Annotated in this window: 1 protein-coding gene; it reads right to left on the bottom strand. The window is 73.2% G+C overall.

The genetic code is table 11. The annotated features are described in order from the left end of the window. Positions 1-31 precede the first annotated feature (31 nt). Positions 32-1,660 (bottom strand): glycosyltransferase family protein (locus AC27KI_RS24310; RefSeq protein WP_487116307.1); only part of this gene is annotated, 1,629 nt, incomplete at its 5' end.

Below are 1,660 nucleotides of genomic sequence, written 5' to 3'. Positions count from 1 at the left end.
TGGCCCATGCGGCGAGGGCGGGCGCCGCCAGTCACAGCGACACCATCGGCAGCAGGAGCGCCAGCGTGGCCGCCCAGTGCGACGGCGCCGCCGCGATGGAAGCTATTGCCAGGGCCAGGCCGAGCGCCATGCCCGGGGCCATCTGCCGGTAAAAGCCCCGCACGCCCGGCCGGGGGCGCTGGCCGGACTGCGCCGCGGTCGTCCATTCCAGCAGGTGGCGGCGGGTGGCGAACATTCTGGCCAGCGTGCGCACCAGGGCATCGCCCATGCGCCAGGCCTGGTCCGCCAGCAGGCTCCAGGCCAGGACGGTCTGGGCGCAGGCCATCCGCGCATCGGCGGCCAGCACCCGCCATTGGCTGCGCAGCCGCACGCCCGGACGGTGCGACCAGGCGCTGGAGAGCAACGGCAGGCAGGAAGGAATGGCCAGTACCAGCAGCACCAGCAGCATGGCGACGGCGGCGGACGCCGTGGGCATCGCCCAGGCCATGCCCAGCGCCAGCAGCGCCGATGGCGCCAGCAGCGAGCGGCGCAGGTTGTCGATCATCTTCCAGCGCCCCACGGCGGACACGGCCTGGGGCCCGCTCCAGTGGCCGGCGATCCAGGGCAGCAGCTGCCAGTCGCCCCGGGTCCAGCGGTGCTGGCGCCGCGCGGCCACGTCGTAGCGGGCCGGGGCTTCCTCGATCAGTTCGATGTCGGAGGCCAGGCCGGCGCGCGCGAAAGTGCCTTCGAAGAGATCGTGGCTCAGCAGGGTGTTGTCCGGCACCCGGCCCTGCAGCGATGCTTCGAAGGCATCCACGTCGTAGATGCCCTTGCCGGTGTACGAGCCTTCGCCAAAGAGGTCCTGGTAGACGTCCGAGATGGCCATCGCATAGGGGTCCATGCCGCCCGGGCTGGAGGAGATCCGCTGGTAGAACGAGCCCTGGCTGCCGGTGGGCAGCGACGGCGTGATGCGCGGCTGCAAGATGGCGTAGCCGCCCACGACGCGTTGCGACACCGGGTCGAACCGGGGGCGGTTGAGTGGGTGGGCCATCTTGCCCACCAGGCGCAGCGCCGCGTCGCGCGGCAGCCGCGTGTCGGCGTCCAGCGTGATCACGTAGCGCACGCCCTGCGGCACGGCCGGGGTGGGCACGAAGCTGGTGTCCGCCGCGCCGCGCAGCAGCCGGTTCAGCTCATGGAGCTTGCCCCGCTTGCGCTCCCATCCCATCCAGGTGTTCTCCGCCGCACTGAACAGGCGGCGGCGGTGCAGCAGCAGGAATCGCGGCCCCTGCGGCGCGGGGCCGTGGCGCAGGTTCAGCGCCGCGATGGCCTGCTCGGCCAGTGCGACGAGGGGGGCATCGGAGGGCAGGTCCTGCGTGGGCGCATCCACGCCATCGGCCACCAGCGCGAAGGCGATGTCGCCCTCGCCGCCCGCCAGGTAGTGCACCTCCAGCCGCTCGATCTGCTCCAGCAGGTCCGCCGCGCTGGTGAACAGCGTGGGCATGGCCACCAGGGTGCGCATCGAGGCCGGAATGCCCCCGGCCAGCTCCAGCCCGGGCAGGGGCGCCGCGCCCAGGCGCCAGGCCACCAGCCGGTGCACCAGGCTGGTGGCGACCTCGGAGGCGGGCAGCAGCAGGCCCAGCAGCCACAGTGCGGTCACCCACGCGCCCGCCGCCCACGGGCA

It is taken from the genome of Acidovorax sp. KPB24-03, assembly GCF_057546605.1.
The sequence above is the reverse complement of the archived record's forward strand: the minus strand, read 5'-3'. Positions and strand labels throughout refer to the sequence as shown.